11 protein-coding genes and 3 rRNA genes are annotated in these 19,210 nt (G+C 60.7%); 10 read left to right on the top strand and 4 right to left on the bottom strand.

Translation table 11 applies throughout. The features are described 5' to 3' along the window. Positions 1-27: 27 nt before the first annotated feature. The 3 genes from AC6I97_RS01535 to rrf all read left to right on the top strand — a co-directional run bounded on the left by AC6I97_RS01535 (position 28) and on the right by rrf (position 5,545). Positions 28-1,550 (top strand): 16S ribosomal RNA (locus tag AC6I97_RS01535). A 575-nt stretch (positions 1,551-2,125) separates the two neighbouring features. Beyond that, positions 2,126-5,279 (top strand): 23S ribosomal RNA (locus AC6I97_RS01530). Positions 5,280-5,428: 149 nt separating this feature from the next. Continuing rightward, positions 5,429-5,545, top strand: a 5S ribosomal RNA gene (rrf, locus tag AC6I97_RS01525). Together the 16S, 23S and 5S rRNA genes form the textbook arrangement of a ribosomal RNA operon. Before the next feature lie 101 nt (positions 5,546-5,646). Here the strand turns inward: rrf and AC6I97_RS01520 are convergent. The 3 genes from AC6I97_RS01520 to AC6I97_RS01510 all read right to left on the bottom strand — a co-directional run bounded on the left by AC6I97_RS01520 (position 5,647) and on the right by AC6I97_RS01510 (position 8,296). Then, complete coding sequence (locus AC6I97_RS01520; protein ID WP_224094620.1) at positions 5,647-6,480, bottom strand: alpha/beta fold hydrolase; 834 nt, start codon at positions 6,478-6,480, stop codon at positions 5,647-5,649. A 62-nt stretch (positions 6,481-6,542) separates the two neighbouring features. Next, positions 6,543-7,397 (bottom strand): alpha/beta fold hydrolase, encoded by an 855-nt coding sequence (locus AC6I97_RS01515; RefSeq protein WP_497943902.1) that lies wholly within the window; start codon positions 7,395-7,397, stop codon positions 6,543-6,545. After that, complete coding sequence (locus AC6I97_RS01510) at positions 7,394-8,296, bottom strand: alpha/beta fold hydrolase (protein ID WP_497943901.1); 903 nt, start codon at positions 8,294-8,296, stop codon at positions 7,394-7,396. The genes AC6I97_RS01515 and AC6I97_RS01510 overlap by 4 nt, the downstream gene beginning before the upstream one ends. 57 nt (positions 8,297-8,353) lie before the next feature. Between AC6I97_RS01510 and lysS the strand changes: the two genes are divergently transcribed. From lysS to AC6I97_RS01480, 6 genes are all read left to right on the top strand, one after another. Further along, entirely contained in the window at positions 8,354-9,883 is a 1,530-nt protein-coding gene (lysS, locus tag AC6I97_RS01505) for a lysine--tRNA ligase (RefSeq protein WP_497943900.1), read from the top strand. A gap of 2 nt (positions 9,884-9,885) precedes the next feature. Continuing rightward, positions 9,886-10,059 (top strand): hypothetical protein, encoded by a 174-nt coding sequence (locus AC6I97_RS01500; RefSeq protein ID WP_216922753.1) that lies wholly within the window; start codon positions 9,886-9,888, stop codon positions 10,057-10,059. Between the two features lie 129 nt (positions 10,060-10,188). Beyond that, complete coding sequence (locus AC6I97_RS01495; RefSeq protein ID WP_223947524.1) at positions 10,189-10,515, top strand: histone-like nucleoid-structuring protein Lsr2; 327 nt, start codon at positions 10,189-10,191, stop codon at positions 10,513-10,515. Positions 10,516-11,002: 487 nt separating this feature from the next. Then, positions 11,003-13,495, top strand: coding sequence for an ATP-dependent Clp protease ATP-binding subunit (locus tag AC6I97_RS01490; RefSeq protein ID WP_224094623.1), 2,493 nt, complete (start codon positions 11,003-11,005; stop codon positions 13,493-13,495). 164 nt (positions 13,496-13,659) lie between these two features. Beyond that, a complete protein-coding gene (locus AC6I97_RS01485) occupies positions 13,660-14,895 on the top strand; it encodes a glycosyltransferase (RefSeq protein WP_497943899.1) in 1,236 nt (411 codons plus the stop codon). 120 nt (positions 14,896-15,015) lie between these two features. Next, positions 15,016-17,127 carry a S9 family peptidase gene (locus tag AC6I97_RS01480; RefSeq protein WP_497943898.1) on the top strand — a complete coding sequence of 704 codons (2,112 nt, stop codon included), beginning with the start codon at positions 15,016-15,018 and terminating at the stop codon, positions 17,125-17,127. Positions 17,128-17,150: 23 nt separating this feature from the next. On the opposite strand, the gene AC6I97_RS01475 is transcribed toward AC6I97_RS01480, so the two are convergent. Continuing rightward, positions 17,151-18,389: a Fic family protein gene (locus AC6I97_RS01475; protein WP_497943897.1), complete on the bottom strand. Its 1,239-nt coding sequence runs from the start codon at positions 18,387-18,389 to the stop codon at positions 17,151-17,153. A gap of 183 nt (positions 18,390-18,572) precedes the next feature. Between AC6I97_RS01475 and AC6I97_RS01470 the strand changes: the two genes are divergently transcribed. After that, complete coding sequence (locus AC6I97_RS01470) at positions 18,573-19,082, top strand: amino-acid N-acetyltransferase (protein WP_497943896.1); 510 nt, start codon at positions 18,573-18,575, stop codon at positions 19,080-19,082. The last annotated feature ends 128 nt before the right edge of the window (positions 19,083-19,210 follow it).

The raw sequence follows: 19,210 nt of genomic DNA, 5'->3' as shown, positions 1-19,210 counted from the left end.
GTTGTGTCTGTTTGATTTTTTTTGTTTTCAACGGAGAGTTTGATCCTGGCTCAGGATGAACGCTGGCGGCGTGCTTAACACATGCAAGTCGAACGATGATCCCTGGCTTGCTGGGGGGATTAGTGGCGAACGGGTGAGTAACACGTGAGTAACCTGCCCTTGACTCTGGGATAAGCCTGGGAAACTGGGTCTAATACCGGATATGACCATCTGGCGCATGTCATGGTGGTGGAAAGCTTTTGTGGTTTTGGATGGACTCGCGGCCTATCAGCTTGTTGGTGGGGTAATGGCCTACCAAGGCGACGACGGGTAGCCGGCCTGAGAGGGTGACCGGCCACACTGGGACTGAGACACGGCCCAGACTCCTACGGGAGGCAGCAGTGGGGAATATTGCACAATGGGCGAAAGCCTGATGCAGCGACGCCGCGTGAGGGATGACGGCCTTCGGGTTGTAAACCTCTTTCAGTAGGGAAGAAGCGAAAGTGACGGTACCTGCAGAAGAAGCGCCGGCTAACTACGTGCCAGCAGCCGCGGTAATACGTAGGGCGCAAGCGTTATCCGGAATTATTGGGCGTAAAGAGCTCGTAGGCGGTTTGTCGCGTCTGCTGTGAAAGACCGGGGCTCAACTCCGGTTCTGCAGTGGGTACGGGCAGACTAGAGTGCAGTAGGGGAGACTGGAATTCCTGGTGTAGCGGTGAAATGCGCAGATATCAGGAGGAACACCGATGGCGAAGGCAGGTCTCTGGGCTGTAACTGACGCTGAGGAGCGAAAGCATGGGGAGCGAACAGGATTAGATACCCTGGTAGTCCATGCCGTAAACGTTGGGCACTAGGTGTGGGGGACATTCCACGTTTTCCGCGCCGTAGCTAACGCATTAAGTGCCCCGCCTGGGGAGTACGGCCGCAAGGCTAAAACTCAAAGGAATTGACGGGGGCCCGCACAAGCGGCGGAGCATGCGGATTAATTCGATGCAACGCGAAGAACCTTACCAAGGCTTGACATGAACCGGAAAGACCTGGAAACAGGTGCCCCGCTTGCGGTCGGTTTACAGGTGGTGCATGGTTGTCGTCAGCTCGTGTCGTGAGATGTTGGGTTAAGTCCCGCAACGAGCGCAACCCTCGTTCTATGTTGCCAGCGCGTTATGGCGGGGACTCATAGGAGACTGCCGGGGTCAACTCGGAGGAAGGTGGGGACGACGTCAAATCATCATGCCCCTTATGTCTTGGGCTTCACGCATGCTACAATGGCCGGTACAAAGGGTTGCGATACTGTGAGGTGGAGCTAATCCCAAAAAGCCGGTCTCAGTTCGGATTGGGGTCTGCAACTCGACCCCATGAAGTCGGAGTCGCTAGTAATCGCAGATCAGCAACGCTGCGGTGAATACGTTCCCGGGCCTTGTACACACCGCCCGTCAAGTCACGAAAGTTGGTAACACCCGAAGCCGGTGGCCTAACCCTTGTGGGGGGAGCCGTCGAAGGTGGGACCGGCGATTGGGACTAAGTCGTAACAAGGTAGCCGTACCGGAAGGTGCGGCTGGATCACCTCCTTTCTAAGGAGCTGCTAACAACCGTGTCGGTTCCCGTGCATGCGGGGGCTGGTGGTTGTCAGTGTTGCCCATTGCGCAGGCGTATGTTCTGCGGTGGGTGCTCATGGGTGGAATATCAACGAATCAAACGTTTGTTTGGCATGGCCTGACCGGTTGTGTCCTGGTGTTAGTACGGCAGTGCGTGCCCCTTTTTTGGGGGTGTGTGGTGTTGGGAACGTGCCGGGGCGTGGTTTGTGTGGGTTGTGTTTGGCGCACTGTTGGGTCCTGAGGCAACAGGACCTTTTTGCAGCAATGCAGGGGGACACAGTTCTGGTGTTTCTTTTGTTCCTGCTTCCGGTTCGTACCGGCACCCGTGTGGGTGTTGGGGGTCTGGTTGACGGGGTTGTTGTTTGAGAACTACATAGTGGACGCGAGCATCTAGAACATGCATGGTGCCGGCTCTTCGGGGTTGGTGGGTGTGTGTTCTTACAGCAATTTCTTATGAATGAACCTGGCCTTTTGTGGTCGTGGTTCTCTCGAATAGATGATGCATCGTGAACCGGTGGGCCCCTTTGTTGTGGGTTTGCTGGTTTGTGTGTGGTCAAGTTTTTAAGGGCACACGGTGGATGCCTTGGCATTAGGAGCCGAAGAAGGACGTAGGAATCTGCGATAAGCCTGGGGGAGTTGATAACCGAGCGTTGATCCCAGGATGTCCGAATGGGGAAACCCCGCACAACGCTTTTGGGTGATTGTGTGACCCGCATCTGAACACATAGGGTGCGTGGGGGGAACGCGGGGAAGTGAAACATCTCAGTACCCGCAGGAAGAGAAAACAAGAGTGATTCCGTTAGTAGTGGCGAGCGAACGCGGATCAGGCTAAACCGTTTCCATGTGTGATAGCCGGCGGGCGTTGCATGGGCGGGGTTGTGGGACTTTCCGTACTGGTTCTGCCGGACCGGTGGGGTGAGGTGCAGGCATAGGTGAACGGTCTTGAAAGGCCGGCCAGAGAGGGTGTGAGCCCCGTAACCGTAATGTTGTGTACCGCCTGGAGAGGATCCCAAGTAGCACGGGGCCCGAGAAATCCCGTGCGAATCTGTCAGGACCACCTGATAAGCCTAAATACTTCCTAATGACCGATAGCGGACCAGTACCGTGAGGGAAAGGTGAAAAGTACCCCGGGAGGGGAGTGAAACAGTACCTGAAACCGTGTGCTTACAATCCGTCGGAGCAGTCGTGAGTAATCACTAGTAACTGTGACGGCGTGCCTTTTGAAGAATGAGCCTGCGAGTTAGTGTTACGTCGCGAGGTTAACCCGTGTGGGGTAGCCGTAGCGAAAGCGAGTCTGAACAGGGCGAGTGTAGTGGCGTGATCTAGACCCGAAGCGGAGTGATCTACCCATGGCCAGGTTGAAGCGACGGTAAGACGTCGTGGAGGACCGAACCCACTTCAGTTGAAAATGGAGGGGATGAGCTGTGGGTAGGGGTGAAAGGCCAATCAAACTCCGTGATAGCTGGTTCTCCCCGAAATGCATTTAGGTGCAGCGTTGCGTGTTTCTTGCCGGAGGTAGAGCTACTGGATGGCCGATGGGCCCTACAAGGTTACTGACGTCAGCCAAACTCCGAATGCCGGTAAGTGAGAGCGCAGCAGTGAGACTGTGGGGGATAAGCTTCATAGTCGAGAGGGAAACAGCCCAGACCACCAACTAAGGCCCCTAAGCGTGTGCTAAGTGGGAAAGGATGTGGAGTTGCGAAGACAACCAGGAGGTTGGCTTAGAAGCAGCCATCCTTGAAAGAGTGCGTAATAGCTCACTGGTCAAGTGATTCCGCGCCGACAATGTAGCGGGGCTCAAGTACACCGCCGAAGTTGTGGATTTCACACAGTACCCTAGCCTTCGTGGTTCAGGGGTGTGGAGTGGTAGGGGAGCGTCGTGTGGGCAGTGAAGTCGCGGTGGAAACCAGCGGTGGAGCCTACACGAGTGAGAATGCAGGCATGAGTAGCGAAAGACGGGTGAGAAACCCGTCCGCCGAATGATCAAGGGTTCCAGGGTCAAGCTAATCTGCCCTGGGTAAGTCGGGACCTAAGGCGAGGCCGACAGGCGTAGTCGATGGACAACGGGTTGATATTCCCGTACCGGCGAAAAACCGCCCATGCCAAGCGGGGGATACTAACCGCCCGGAGCCTGCCCGCCCACCCTTGTGGTGTGTGGGTTTTGGCCGAGCGCGGGACCTGATCCCGGGAGGTAAGCGTATTAACAGGTGTGACGCAGGAAGGTAGCCGGGCCGGGCGATGGTTGCCCCGGTCCAAGGATGTAGGGTCAGGGATAGGCAAATCCGTTCCTGTGTGTTTCGAGCACGATCCTGAGATCTGATGGGACTCCCGTTCGGGGGGATCCGGTGATCCTATGCTGCCTAGAAAAGCATCGACGCGAGGTTTTAGCCGCCCGTACCCCAAACCGACACAGGTGATCAGGTAGAGAATACCAAGGCGATCGAGAGAATTATGGTTAAGGAACTCGGCAAAATGCCCCCGTAACTTCGGGAGAAGGGGGGCCTGCCCCGTGATGGAGACTTGCTCTCCGTGAGCGGGTGTGGGCCGCAGAGACCAGGGGGAAGCGACTGTTTACTAAAAACACAGGTCCGTGCGAAGTCGCAAGACGATGTATACGGACTGACTCCTGCCCGGTGCTGGAAGGTTAAGAGGACCGGTTAGCCCCTTGTGGGCGAAGCTGAGAATTTAAGCCCCAGTAAACGGCGGTGGTAACTATAACCATCCTAAGGTAGCGAAATTCCTTGTCGGGTAAGTTCCGACCTGCACGAATGGAGTAACGACTTCCCCGCTGTCTCAACCATAAACTCGGCGAAATTGCAGTACGAGTAAAGATGCTCGTTACGCGCAGCAGGACGGAAAGACCCCGAGACCTTTACTATAGTTTGGTATTGGTGTTCGGAGTGGCTTGTGTAGGATAGGTGGGAGACGTTGAAGCCCGGACGCCAGTTCGGGTGGAGTCATCGTTGAAATACCACTCTGGTCACTTTGGACATCTAACTTCGGCCCGTGATCCGGGTCAGGGACAGTGCCTGATGGGTAGTTTAACTGGGGCGGTTGCCTCCTAAAAAGTAACGGAGGCGCCCAAAGGTTCCCTCAGCCTGGTTGGCAATCAGGTGTCGAGTGTAAGTGCACAAGGGAGCTTGACTGTGAGAGAGACATCTCAAGCAGGGACGAAAGTCGGGACTAGTGATCCGGCGGTACATTGTGGAATGGCCGTCGCTCAACGGATAAAAGGTACCTCGGGGATAACAGGCTGATCTTGCCCAAGAGTCCATATCGACGGCATGGTTTGGCACCTCGATGTCGGCTCGTCGCATCCTGGGGCTGGAGTAGGTCCCAAGGGTTGGGCTGTTCGCCCATTAAAGCGGTACGCGAGCTGGGTTTAGAACGTCGTGAGACAGTTCGGTCCCTATCCGCTGCGCGCGCAGGAAATTTGAGAAGGGCTGTCCTTAGTACGAGAGGACCGGGACGGACGAACCTCTGGTGTGTCAGTTGTACTGCCAAGTGCACCGCTGATTAGCTACGTTCGGATGGGATAACCGCTGAAAGCATCTAAGCGGGAAGCTCGCTTCAAGATGAGATTTCCATACACAATACGTGTGAGAGGCCCCCAGCCAGACCACTGGGTTGATAGGCCGGATGTGGAAGCGAGGACCAAAGACTCGTGAAGCTGACCGGTACTAATAGGCCAACAACTTACACCACACACAACACACTGCACGCGTCCACTATGTGGTTCCCGAACAACAACCGTTCCAGGAACCAACAACTAAATACACAACACCACAGTTGTAACCACACACAGTCTTCCCACCCCACACCACAAAACAGGTGCGCGGGACGGGTAACAAGGTTACGGCGGTCATAGCGTGGGGGAAACGCCCGGTCCCATTCCGAACCCGGAAGCTAAGACCCACAGCGCCGATGGTACTGCACCCGGGAGGGTGTGGGAGAGTAGGACACCGCCGGACAAACATTAACGGGAAGCCCCGACCACCACGGTCGGGGCTTCCCCACTTTAACCACACAATTCACAGCGAGCGTGGGAACGCCCACGCGGATGTGAAACTCCCTAGCCCGAGAAGAACCCAGACAATTCTGCGATGAGCTTGTCGGGCGCTTTGTTGGGGCCATCGTGCCCGAACCCGGGGAGGATGGTGTAGCTCGAGCCGGATAGGACGTCGTGGATCTGGCCGCACGCCACCCCGAAGTAAGCGGGGCTTTTCTCGCCCACCACGATCAGCGTTTCAAGGGGCAGCTCCAGGAACGGCTCGGCGGGCATGTCCGCAGCTATCACAGCCTTGATTTCACGGACTCCGCACGTCATCAGTTCCCGCATCTGCTTGCCCATGGGTGTTCCGGCGGTCAGCTTGGTGGCGAGCGTCAACATGGAGAGGGGCATGCGCGCGAAGGCCCCACCGGTCTCTACTCCCTTGATGAGTACGGCGAGGCCGCGATCGTAGTCTCCTGCCGCCGTCGCGCGTTCATATTCCGGCGTCCAGTCGGCTTTGACGCTGTGGTTGACCGAGACGGCGGGATCGTAAACGGCGAGTCGCTCAACCGGTAAAGTGCGTGCCGCATGCAGTGCGACGGCGCCGCCGAAGCTGTGCCCGAATACGTCCGTGCTGGATGTGTGTTTCATGACTGAGTCAAGATCGCGGATGTCGGCTTCGAGGGTATAGTCCTCGGGCTGCGGAGAGGATTCACCGCGTCCACGGCGGTTAAAGGTATGGACGGGCCGGCCCAGGGACTCGCTAAGTTTCTGCGCGAAACGTGTGTAATCGGTGGCCGTGACCATTGAGGCAGGCACCACCACGATACCGGAGCCTGCAGCTGCCAGGTCACCGCCCGTAGTCAGTACCTCGAGGTGTCCGCCGTCCTTTGTGGTGATGATCTCGCGCGTCATGTCTTGAGCCTAACCGAGCCACCTGAACGCAGGCAGCATGCCGGACGCTATGTGGATAACAATCAGCTTCTGAAGTAGTCCGAGATGTCCATCACGAGTTCGTTCACGGCGGCTGGAACGGAACCGTGGAAGCCCTTTGGCGATATCTCGAGGGTGCTTCCGGGAACAGCGGCGTGCAAACGCGCTGCGGTCACTTTGTAGTACTGCGGGCTCTTCTTGCCCACCATGAAGTGGGTGTTGGGAGGTAGGGCGGAGAAGTCACGCGGAGTTTCCGTGGCGTCAAATGCGGCCTTAAGTTCTCCCACCCCGGATGGCATGAGTTCACGGAACATCTTGTTGACTTTGGTTCGCGAAACCACGGCCATGAGGCCCACGAGCAGAGGTTCAGGGATCCGGGCCAGGGCACTTCCGGGATGCATTCCCCGCCTCATGCGGGCCAGTGCAAGGTTGATATTGCCTTTGTTCACGGAGTCTTCGAAACCGGCCATCCAATCCGTATCCATGCTTCCGTCGATGTTCACGGCGGCGTCGTAGACGGCGAGCCGGTCCGGTTGGTGGTGCGTGCCGGCAAACGCCTGCGCAGCGTTGAGGGCCACCGACCCGCCCAGGCTGTGGCCGAGGATGTTCCTTGCATCGGTAGCATCCATGATGGTGCGCACGTCCGCAATTTCCGTGACCATGGAGTAGTTGTGTGGTTGATCGCTTGAGTTGCCGCGGCCCCTGCGATCGTAGACGTCCACGGCCCACCCCTCGCCGAGGCCTTTCGCGAGGGCGATGGAAAAGGGCCGATAGATCAAGGCTGTGAGGAATGCGCCGCCGATCAGGACCACGCGGCGCTCCCCGGGTGCGTCTTCCGCGCCGTAGCTGTACAAGGCGAGCTTGCCGCCGTCGTGCGTTTTGATGGTGCGTTCCCTCACCGGCTTATCCTTGGACGCGCTGGCATCGGGGCGGTGCCTCCTGAAAGGAAGCGGGCGATTCGGGCTGCAAGCCGCCTGCCGGGCCGCAGGGGACCTTCATGGAACTGCAAGGGGACAATAGCGAAATCGATGGCTGGAACCGCTCCGGCAAGGGTGCGGCCGGTTTCTGCGAAGTAGGACGGACTCCAGCCGCCGCTAAGCATGAGTGTTGGGGTCGCGAGCGAGGTGAAATCGTGAAGATGCGCGTCGGCGTCCAGGACCGCGCGCATTTCGGCGACGGCGGTGGGCAACAGGGAGCGCATCTCCGAACCCAGCCGGGTCTGCGCTGAGAGGATGCTCAGCATCCGTAATGCCCCCATGGGCAGGTATGAGATGGGGCCGGCGGTTCCCAAACCCTGCACCAGATGGGCCCACGCGTGGTCCAGTTGGCCTGCGGTGACTGCGGCTTCCAATTCCGGACGCCACCGGCCATGGAGGTTTCCTGATAACGAGACGGCAGCATCGTAGGTGACCAAGCGGTTGATCTTCGTGCTGCGAGCAGCCTGAAGGGCTACGAAACCGCCATAACTGTGCGCCACGACATCCGTTGAACCGGTCCTGCGCATCACCGTCCGGAGGTCTGCGATCTCAGTGCTGGCGGAGTAGCCCGGCGGCTGTGGCGCCGAACGGCCGCGGCCCCGGCGGTTATAGCAATGGACAGGCCGTCCCAGCATGATGCCCAAGGTCCGCGCGAAGGGCCAGTACAGGGAATCGGTCACCAAAGTCCCATGGACCACGACGACGCCGGACGGTTCCGCAGGTGCGTGCGAACCGGGAATCGAGGCCTCCGACGCCGGCCGGAACGTGTGCACCTCAAGCTGCCCGCCGCCGTCGTCCGTTTCAACTGTCCACGTCTCCACAGCCCGAGTCTATGTCCCGGAAATAGAGGCCCGTAATCACCGGTAAACTTAAGGACTGTGACTTCCGCAAACACCCCAGCCCTGAACACCTCCGCAGAGCCCATCGATGCCAGCGAGCAGATGCGTATCCGGATGGACAAGCGCGCCAAACTGATCGAACGTGGCACAGAGGCCTATCCTGTGGGCGTTGAGCGGACGCATTCGTTGAGCGAGATCCGCGAAAAGTATGCGCATCTGGAAGCCGACGAAACCACTGGCGACATCGTAGGCGTCACCGGCCGCGTCGTGTTCGTACGAAACACCGGCAAGCTCTGCTTTGCCACCCTCCAGGAAGGTGGCGTTGACGGCAAGGGCGTTCGTCTCCAGGCGATGCTGAGCCTGGCCAATGTGGGCGAGGAAGGGCTGGCCGATTGGAAAGCCCTGGTTGACCTGGGCGACCACGTTTTCATCAAGGGTGAAGTCATTTCCTCCCGCCGTGGTGAACTCTCCGTCATGGCCGATTCCTGGTCCATGGCCTCCAAGGCCCTGCGCCCGCTCCCGGTCCTGCACGCGGAGCTTAACGAAGAAACCCGTGTTCGCCAGCGCTACGTGGACCTCATCGTCCGCGATGAAGCGCGCGAGATGGTCTATAAGCGTGCTGCCATCACGAGGTCTGTCCGCGAGACCCTTGACCGCCACGGCTACGTCGAGGTGGAGACTCCCATCCTGCAGCTGGTCCACGGTGGTGCTACGGCCCGTCCGTTCGAGACGCACATGAACGCGTTCGATCAGAAGATGACCCTGCGCATCGCCACGGAACTCTTCCTGAAGCGCGCGGTAGTGGGTGGCATCGACCGTGTCTACGACATGGGCCGCGTGTTCCGGAACGAAGGCGTGGACTCCACGCACAGCCCCGAATTCACCACCCTTGAGTGCTACGAAGCCTGGGCTGACCAGTTCGTCATGGCCGAGCGCATGAAGGAAATCATCCTGAACGTCGCGGACGTGGTTGGCACCCGCACCATCCAGACGGATGCAGGCGAGATCAACCTCGACGGCGAATGGGCCTGGGTTGCGGTGTACCCGGGGCTTTCTGAAGCGGTTGGCGTTGAAGTCACTCCCGACACCACTGTGGATGAACTGCTGGCCATCGCTGCCAAGCACGAGATCAAGGTGGACCCGCAGTGGGACGCGGAGAAGATCGTGGTTGAGCTCTTTGGCGAGATTGTGGAACCCACACTGCTGAACCCGACGTTCGTTTACAACTACCCTCCGTCCGCTCAACCGCTTGCGCGTCCGCATCGCGAAGACGGCCGGCTCATCGAGGCATGGGACCTGATTATCGGGGGCATGGAGCGTGGCACGGCCTTCTCCGAACTCATTGATCCCGTTATCCAGCGCGAACGGCTTACGGAGCAGTCACGCCGTTCTGCTGCCGGCGACGTAGAGGCCATGCAACTGGACGAAGACTTCCTTCGCGCCCTTGAATACGGTGCCCCGCCCATGGGTGGTATCGGGCTCGGCATCGATCGCCTCGTCATGTTGTTCACTGGCGCAGGTATCCGCGAAACCATTCTGTTCCCTTTGCTGAAGCCTGAAGGACACTGATCATGGAATACATCGCAGTCCTGGCGCCATCGATCGTTGTTGGGTTGATCTTCTGGTTTGCCATGAAGTCGATCTTCAATGCGGACAAATCCGAGCGGCAGGCGGAAGCCCGGGCCCAAGCCGAGGCCAATTTGCGGAATTCCGGCCCTGAGGGTGAAGGCCCGGCGGCTAAATAGCCTGCAAATTGGGTGGCCTTAGCAGGAAACCCAAAAGTGCCTTTGACGTGCGTGCTTGGCGTGAACGATAATCAGGAATAGGAACCCTCAAATTTCTGATTATCCAACCCTCCAAAAGAGAGGCTACTCATGGCACAGAAAGTTAAAATCATCCTCGTCGATGACCTGGATGAAGGGTCAGCGGACGAAACTGTCCGTTTCGGGCTGGACGGCGTTAGCTACGAGATGGACTTGTCCACGGCTAACGCAGAATCTCTGCGCAAAGCACTGGAGCCCTACGTAGCCAAGGCCAGGAAAACCTCTTCGGGCCGTGCAACACGTGGCCGTGCGACTGCAACCCGAAACCAGGATTCGGCACAGATCCGTCAATGGGCTCGTGACAACGGTTACACCGTAAACAGCCGCGGACGTATTCAGGCTGAAATTCAGGAAGCGTACCAGAAGGCCAATTCCTGATTCACCCGCCTTCAATGCCCCGGCAGCTTCTGCCGGGGCATTGGCTTTTAAGCCCATAGTTTGTTCTCAGGCCTTCCGGGGCGTGCCTGGACCGGGCCTTGGAATATTCCGTGAATCGTTCCGGGGCCCACGGTTGGCATTATGCGACCTTTTGGAACCGGTCAAAACGACTGGTCAAAGCCGCCTCGTCAAAGTGACAGGTCAAAGCGCCCTGCTCAAAACGACTGGTCAAAGCGCCCTCGCCAATGCGTCTCGTCAGCGGGCGGCAGGCGTTCCCCGGCCTACCGCTGTCCTGGATGGCTGACCACGTCCTCCCCGAGGCCGGCACGGGCGTGGGACAGGCGTTCCGCCGGGCAGGCCTCGGTGCCGCGAAGGGGGTGCCGGGTTTATTCCACTGGGCGTCATGTTTCCCCTGTGGCGAACACGCTCCAAAAGTCGGGCTTCGGCACGTAGCATCAAAGTACGTCGTAGCTAGGAGTGTGGCGAAATGTTTGAGAGATTTACGGACCGTGCCCGTCGCGTGGTTGTCCTTGCCCAAGAAGAGGCACGGATGCTCAACCACAATTACATTGGTACCGAGCACATCCTCTTGGGTCTGATCCACGAGGGTGAAGGCGTTGCCGCAAAGGCGCTTGAATCCCTGAGCATTTCGCTCGATGGCGTCCGCGAACAGGTGCAGGAGATCATCGGCCAGGGCCAGCAGGCTCCGTCCGGGCACATCCCCTTCACCCCGCGCGCCAAGAAGGTGCTTGAGCTTTCGCTCCGCGAAGCACTGCAGCTCGGCCACAATTACATTGGTACCGAGCACATCCTGCTCGGCCTCATCCGCGAGGGCGAAGGCGTTGCTGCCCAGGTACTGGTCAAGCTTGGCGCGGACCTCAACAGGGTCCGCCAGCAGGTCATCCAGCTGCTTTCCGGCTACCAGGGCAAGGAAACCGCGGGTTCGGGTTCCAGCCAGGGCCAGCCGGAGGGAACCCCTGCAGGTTCGGTGGTTCTGGACCAGTTCGGACGCAACCTCACCCAGGCTGCCCGCGAGAACAAGCTCGATCCCGTGATCGGCCGCGAGCAGGAGATGGAACGCGTCATGCAGGTCCTCTCCCGCCGCACCAAGAACAACCCAGTGCTGATCGGTGAGCCCGGCGTCGGTAAGACGGCCGTCGTCGAGGGCCTTGCCCAGGCGATTGTCCGCGGCGACGTCCCGGAGACCATCAAGGACAAGCAGCTGTACACGCTGGACCTTGGTTCACTGGTTGCCGGCTCCCGTTACCGTGGTGACTTCGAAGAGCGCCTGAAGAAGGTCCTCAAGGAGATCCGCACGCGCGGCGACATCATCCTCTTCATTGACGAGATCCACACCCTCGTTGGTGCCGGTGCTGCTGAAGGCGCCATCGATGCTGCATCCATCCTGAAGCCGATGCTTGCCCGTGGTGAACTCCAGACAATTGGTGCCACCACGCTGGATGAGTACCGCAAGCACATTGAGAAGGACGCTGCCCTTGAGCGCCGCTTCCAGCCGATCCAGGTCAAGGAGCCTTCCGTCGCCCACGCGATCGAGATCCTCAAGGGCCTGCGGGACCGCTACGAGGCACACCACCGCGTAACGATTACCGACGGCGCCCTCGCCTCAGCCGCGCAGCTGGCCGAACGCTACATCTCGGACCGCTTCCTGCCGGACAAGGCGATCGACCTCATCGATGAAGCCGGTGCACGCCTGCGTATCCGCCGCATGACCGCTCCGCCGGAGCTCAAGGCCATGGACGAGCGCATTGCCGACGTCAAGATGGAGAAGGAATCCGCCATCGACGCCCAGGACTTTGAGGGTGCCGCTTCGCTGCGCGACAAAGAGCAGAAACTCATTGCCGAACGCGCTGAGAAGGAACGCAACTGGAAGTCCGGCGGCATGGATGACATCTCCGAGGTTGATGAAGACCTGATCGCCGAGGTCCTCGCGAACTCCACCGGCATTCCCGTCTTCAAGCTCACCGAGGAAGAGTCTTCGCGCCTCCTCAAGATGGAAGACGAACTGCACAAGCGCGTCGTCGGCCAGGACGAGGCCATCAAGGCCCTGTCGCAGGCTATCCGCCGCACACGTGCAGGCCTGAAGGACCCCAAGCGTCCCGGTGGCTCGTTCATCTTCGCCGGGCCTACGGGTGTCGGCAAGACCGAGCTCGCCAAGGCCCTTGCCGAGTTCCTGTTCGGTGAAGAGGATGCCCTCATCACGCTGGACATGTCCGAGTACTCCGAGAAGCACACGGTTTCGCGTCTCTTCGGTGCACCTCCGGGCTATGTCGGCTACGAAGAAGGCGGCCAGCTGACCGAAAAGGTTCGTCGCCGTCCATTCTCCGTGGTCCTGTTCGACGAAGTTGAGAAGGCCCACGCGGACCTCTTCAACTCGCTCCTGCAGATCCTGGAAGATGGCCGACTGACCGACTCCCAGGGCCGCGTGGTGGACTTCAAGAACACCGTGATCATCATGACCACCAACCTGGGTACCCGCGATATCTCAAAGAGCGTCGCTACGGGCTTCCAGTCCGGCACGGATACCCAGACTGGCTACAACCGGATGCGCGCCCGGGTCACGGAGGAGCTCAAGCAGCACTTCCGCCCCGAGTTCCTCAACCGTGTTGACGACGTCGTGGTGTTCCCGCAGCTCACCCAGGACGAGATCATCGAGATCGTGGACATGTTCGTTACCCGCCTGGAGCGCCGCCTTAAGGACAAGGACATGGGCATCGAGCTCACCACGGCAGCAAAGGTTCTTCTGGCCACCCGTGGCTACGATCCCGCAATGGGTGCCCGGCCGCTGCGCCGCACCATCCAGCGCGAGATCGAGGACCAGCTCTCCGAGAAGATCCTCTTCGGCGAATTGCACTCCGGTGACATCGTTGTGGTGGATGTGGACGGCGAAGGTGACGACGCCAAGTTCACGTTTGCAGGCAACGCCAAGCCGCGGATCCCGGAGATCGCTCCTACCGCATAAGGCGTACGCAACGTAAGCCAACTGCCCCGTCCATTCCGAAAGGAGTGGGCGGGGCATTTGCGTTGGCGCCCCGAGTGCGTTGGTGCCCCGAGTGCGTTGGTCCCCGGGGTTTTGTGTGCCCTTAGGGTGGCTATGGACAGTCAAGAACTGCAATGGAGGGGTGCATGCGAGTATTGATGATTTGTCCGGGGACGCGCGGAGATGTCGCCCCCATGGCAGGGCTCGGCAGTCGTCTGCAAAAGCTGGGCTACGAGGTGTCCATCGCTGCCAACCCCTCGTACGCGCACCTCGTGGTCAGGTCCGGGTGTGAGTATCGTCCTCTTCCCGGCGACCTTGCCAGGATCATCAAGCGTGCCACACCGGGTGGAGCAAAGTCGTCCGGCGGCATGCTCACCACCTGGCGGGAGCTGAGCGAGTACATGAATCAAGCGGCCACCGGGACCCTGGCTGCGGTTGAGGCGGATGCGGACGTCATCCTGGCTAATTCCGTGGCGCCATATGCCTACGACGTCGCTGAAGCGGTTGGAATTCCAGCGGTGGGCGCGCATCTGCAGCCGGTGGAACCCAGCGCAGACTACCCTCCTGTGCTGCTGGGGTCCGCCCGGAACCTGGGCGGGCTGGGCAACCGGATTATTGGCGAGCGGGTCCTGGCCGGACCTGCCCCCTTTGACGCCCCGAGTGCAAGGCTTCGCCTTGAGTTGGGCCTGCCGAAGCTGTCACGCCAAGCTGCCGAGCGACGTCGAGCCAGGGCGAGCAGCACGGTCCTCCATGGGATCAGCCCCACAGTTCTACCGCGACCGGCGGACTGGCGCCCTGGGTTGGTCATGGCGGGGTACTGGTGGCCGGCGCCCGAGCCGGAATGGAGTCCGTCCGCGGAACTGGAGGACTTTCTGTCCGCAGGGCCACCGCCGGTGTTCGTCGGGTTTGGAAGCAGCGCTGCGCTGGAGGCCGGTTTCGTTCTTGAGGCCATTAGGCGGGCGGGCGTCAGGGCGGTGCTGCAGGGTGCGGGGGACCTCTTGGACGATGATGCGATCGGCATCGGTGCGGTCCCGCACGAATGGTTGTTTCCGAGGATGGCGGCAGTCGCGCACCATGCGGGCTCCGGCACCACCGCTGCCGGCCTCCGCGCTGGTGTCCCCACGGTCTGCGTCCCGGTGTATACGGACCAACCGCTGTGGGCTGCCCGGGTTGCTGCCCTCGGCGCAGGGCCCCGGCCGGTTCCCTACAAGGGGCTCACCGTTGAGCGATTGGCGTACGCCATGCGGGAAGCTGTCAGCACCCCGTCCTACGCAGCCCGGGCAAAAATCCTCGCAGCGCGGATCGGGAACGAAGACGGGACCGCCGCCGTGCTCCAGACGCTCCGCAACCTCCCAACTGGGTCGCAGTTAAGCGCGTTATGAGCACCCATAACGCGCTTAAATGCGACCTAGTTGGGAGCGGCGGGCGAATATCTGAAAGTAGTGTTTCACTAAGAGTGAACTACCCTGTGATCCGCGACACAATGCGTGTTGAATCGGAGCATGGATTCCACTGACACCCCAAGCCCAGGCACGGCATCACCTGAAACTCCATTCCACGACATCGATCACTACCTCTCCATCCCCCGGGTCAGTGGTCTCACGCTCAGCCCGGACGGCAAGCGCCTGGTCACTACCGTTTCAACCCTCAATGGCAAAGGCACTGAGTTCGTCACCGCATTATGGGAGATGGACCCCACCGGTCAGGGCCATGCCCGTCGGATCACCCGGAGTGCCAAGGGTGAGGCCGGTGCCGCCTTCGCCGCGAACGGCGACCTCTACTTCACGTCCTCCCGCCCCGACCCCGAGAGCGCAGATCCCGACGCCGATCCGGTGAACGCATTGTGGTTGCTCCCCGCCGATGGCGGCGAGGCCCGGGTTGTGCACTCGCGCGCCGGCGGGATCAGTTCCGTCATGGCCGCAAAGAATGCGGATGCCATATTCGTCAACGCCGAGGTTTTGGCAGGCTCCAGCAATGAGGAGAACGACGAGGAGCGCCGCAAGGCCCGCAAAGACAACAAAGTGTCCGCCATCCTGCACAGTGGCTACCCGATCCGCTATTGGGACGCGGACCTGGGTCCTGCCGAACCGCGTTTGTTCGCCGTGGAGCCGGGCGAGGCGAAGGAGCACGGCAAGCCAACAACCATTGACGCGCCAACGCCGCTCAAACTGAGGAACCTGACGCCCGGCGTCGGAGGCTCGCTGCGGGAAGCCAAAACTGTGGTGAGTCCGGACGGCAAGACCATCTACACGAGCCTCACGAAAGCCCTCGCCAAGGCCAACAGCCGTGAGGTGCTGGCCGCCGTCGACGTTGCCACGGGAACAGTAAAGGTGCTCCTGGACCGCGAGGGAATGAGCTACTTCCCTGGTCCCGTCAGCCCGGACAACCGCACGCTGGTAGTGGAGAGTGAGAGTGACACCACGCCCACGCAAGCGCCGCAGGTCAAGCTGCACCTGCTGGACGTATCAGGCAGTGAAACGACTGACCTGGAGCCGCTCGCGCACCAGTGGGACCGTTGGCCTTCTGCCTTGGCCTGGCTGCCGGACGGCAGTGCCATCCTGGCGAAAGCGGACGACGACGGCGCGTCGCCGCTTTTCCGGATCGACGTCGCCGACGGGCGGGTCACACGGGTGACGAAAGACGCTGCAGCGTATTCCGACGTCGTGGTTTCGCCGGACGGAACCACAGCCTACGCGCTGCGGAGCTCCTACGGGTTTCCCCCTGAAGCTGTACGGATCGACCTCGCTTCCGGAGAAGTGGTGAGGTTGCAGGCACCCGCGGAACGGCCAAGGTACAAGGGGCGCCTCGAACGCGTGGAAACGACGGCGGAGGATGGCTCCCGCGTGCCAGCGTACCTGGCGCTCCCTGAAGGGGCTTCCGATGACAAGCCGGCTCCCCTCCTGCTGTGGATCCACGGTGGACCGCTGGGCTCATGGAACGCCTGGACCTGGCGTTGGAATCCCTGGCTGCTGGTCGCAAAGGGCTATGCCGTGCTGCTGCCTGACCCTGCGCTGTCCACAGGTTACGGCCAGGAGTTCATCCAGCGCGGCTGGGGTGAATGGGGCAAGAAGCCCTTCTCGGACCTCATGGCCATCACCGATGCCGTAGTTGAGCGGGCGGACATCGACGGGTCAAGGACTGCGGCGATGGGCGGGTCCTTCGGCGGCTATATGGCAAACTGGGTTGCCGGCCAGACCGACCGTTTCAAGGCCATCGTGACCCACGCGAGTTTGTGGGCCCTGGACCAGTTCGGCCCCACCACCGACGCCGCACAATACTGGCTGAAGGAAATGACGGTGGAGATGGCGATGGAGAACTCGCCACACCTCAACGTACGCAACATCAAGACACCAATGCTCGTGATCCATGGAGACAAGGATTATCGCGTCCCGATCGGCGAGGGCTTGCGGCTTTGGTACGAACTGCTGTCCTCGTCGCAGTTGCCCGCGGACGACAACGGCCAGAGCCCGCACCGGTTCCTTTACTTCCCCGACGAAAACCACTGGGTACTGCAGCCGCAGCACGCGAAGGTTTGGTACGGAGTCGTGGAGCACTTCCTGGCAAAGCAGGTGCTGGGCGAGGACGTGGCGCTGCCGGAGGAGTTGGGGATCTAGAGACCGGAACGGGCGGCGGCGGATCAGCCTGCGGACATACGGCTAATTCCGGCGGCGTAGGCGTCGAGGACTTCGAATATCCCGCGGTGCTGCCACACGCGGTTGCGGCGGCGGCCTGACGCTTCCGTCAGTACGCCGCGGTCCGTCAGGGCATCGAGTGCGCGCAACGCCGCCATCCCGCCAAGTCCGAGCTCGGTCACAAGGTACTTCGTGTTCACTGCAGGCTGGCCGATCAGTGCGGGCAACACCCGCCAGGCCGCCGCGTCCGCGCGCAGCCCCGTCATCTTCGCGCGGGACTCCTCGAGTTGTGCGACAAGGTCGTCGACCAGCCGCGATCCGGTAGTTGCGGCGATCCGGCTCGCCATGGCGAACTCGCGGACGATCGGGCCGGCATCGCCCTCCCGAAATGCGCCCAGTGCTGCGAAGTAGCGTGCGGTATCCACCAGGAGGCCCGCGGAGATCGGCACGGCGGTTGAGTCCACCAGGCCCTTGTTACGGAGAACCGACTGCGCCAGTGCGCGCCCTGTGCGGCCGTTCCCGTCCGGGAAGGGGTGGATCGTTTCGAACTGGGCATGGCTGATCGCCACTTGGACGAGTACGGAGACATCATGGCGATCGATGAACTTAACCAGGTCCGTGATCGCACCGGGAATGCGGTCGTGGTGCGGAGCGACGAACTCGGCCACCCGTGGCCCTGCCTGACCCGGGCCGATCCATACCTGCTCGTCCCGGAAACGGCCGGCGCCGGGAGGATCGAAGCCGCGCTTGTGGAGCATCAGTGCCTTGTGCATTGCGAGGATGGACTCCTCGCTGATGTCGTCGGCCAGTTGGAGGGCCGCCTCCATGGCTCGAACGTTGCCGATGACGGTGAGGGCGTTGGATTTGCCGCCCTCGTCGATCTCGGCAAGAGCGAGCTGCTTGGCGGACGTCGTCAACTGTTCTATCTGCGAGCTGGAGGCAGACTCCGTGCGCAGCAGGATCGCCGTCATTGGCCCGAGCGCGGGATTCTCTCTACCAAGGAGCCGCTGCGCGTGCTTGTCGAACCCGACCAGCTGTCGAGTGGCGTCCTCGATATCGGCGGAATCTTCGCTGGAGATGATGGGAGTCCAGTCGGCTATCGGCGCCGTGACGGCAGCCTGGTAAGGACCGGTTTGGCGCTCCACCTCCGCGCGGGAGTACATCTCCGGCGCTCGCGGCTTCCAGTCGAAGGTCTCGAAGGAGACCGGATCGACCGGAATACCAACGCGCGGATGTGTTGCCATGCACCCAGCTTACCAACACTTAACATACTAAGTGTTGGTAAGGGCTTCCAGTCCACCAGATAGGCCTCCTGAAGCTTGGCCACGACAGCCCTTTGCCAACAGATGGACCCATAAATGTTGGTAACCGCCCCTCTTTCTCGGTCACGAATCCGCGGCCAGGTCCCACGTGGCTAGGATGGGGGAGTGAATTCGACCTTTAGCCTTCGTCCTGCCCGCACCAGTGATGTGGCGGCGATTAAGAGGCTGGTCGCGCCCTTGGCGGAGCAGCGGATTTTGATGGCCAAGGAAACTGTGGCGTACTACGAGAGCCTCCAGGAATTCCGGATTGCCGAATCCCAGGATGGCGACGTGATTGGCTGCGGCGCCCTGCACGTTATGTGGGAAGACCTGGCCGAGATTCGTACCCTCGCGGCTGCGGACACGTGGCGGGGGCGCGGTGTGGGGCACGTGCTGGTGGAGGATCTCCTTGAAAAGGCCAAGGAGCTTGGCGTTAGCCGCGTCTTCTGCCTGACGTTTGAGGTGGACTTCTTCAAGCGCCATGGCTTCGAGGTCATGGAGGACCAGTCGGCCGTGGATCCGCAGGTGTACTCGGAGCTGCTGCGCTCGCATGACGAAGGCGTGGCGGAATTCCTGGATCTGGCCCGCGTAAAGCCCAACACCCTGGGCAATACACGCATGATCAAGCACCTCTGAGAACCCACAACAAGACCCGACTGATGCGGGGTTCAACCCTGCCCGGATTATGCGTGATTTAAAACCCTTCTCTTATCTAAAGTTGATGGATAAACTGATCGAGGCTTGCTGGGGAGCTTCCGCCATTC

This window comes from Arthrobacter sp. TmtSoilC48, from assembly GCF_059739425.1.
Note: the sequence above shows the minus strand (reverse complement) of the source record. Positions and strands in the feature narration are given on the sequence as shown.